General features: G+C 54.2%; 1 protein-coding gene. It reads right to left on the bottom strand.

Features of this window, described 5'->3' with window-relative positions:
* Positions 1-13: 13 nt before the first annotated feature.
* Complete coding sequence (locus AB4Z23_RS28550; RefSeq protein WP_013637280.1) at positions 14-214, bottom strand: type II toxin-antitoxin system VapB family antitoxin; 201 nt, start codon at positions 212-214, stop codon at positions 14-16.
* Positions 215-443: the final 229 nt, after the last annotated feature.

The following is a 443-nucleotide window of genomic DNA, read 5'->3' as shown; positions in this document are numbered from 1 at the left end:
GTGTCTACCAGGATCACTTGGCCACGTCGCTCCGTCGGCGAGGCGATGCTTCAGCCTCAGGCATAGAGCCGCCAAGCGCGATCAGCCGTTTGCCGGATTCCACACGCACGAGTGTCTCCAGCGCTTGCCGCACGAGAGCTGCTGTTTCCTTGGTGCCCGTGAGGGACTTGGCCCGTTCCATAAGATTGTCGTCGATATTTATGGTTGATCGCACGTTCCAGCCCCCGTAAATGAGTAGCTCATATAGCACCATTTGGTGCGAAAATCCACGACTCATCGCGTGCGGCTAACATCTTCATGTTTCACGGATGGTTGATTCGTATCCGTTCACATCAGGATTTTTGTCAATTGTTCATTCGAGTGGCATCGAATTTCTCCTTCGTAGGCGGATCCACGGTCTGAGCCCATAGCAATTACCGGCCCGGTTCTCGGGCCTATACAAC

Source organism: Agrobacterium sp. MCAB5, assembly GCF_052114365.1.
GTDB classification, from domain to species: Bacteria; Pseudomonadota; Alphaproteobacteria; order Rhizobiales; family Rhizobiaceae; genus Agrobacterium; species Agrobacterium tumefaciens.
Note: the sequence above shows the minus strand (reverse complement) of the source record. Positions and strands in the feature narration are given on the sequence as shown.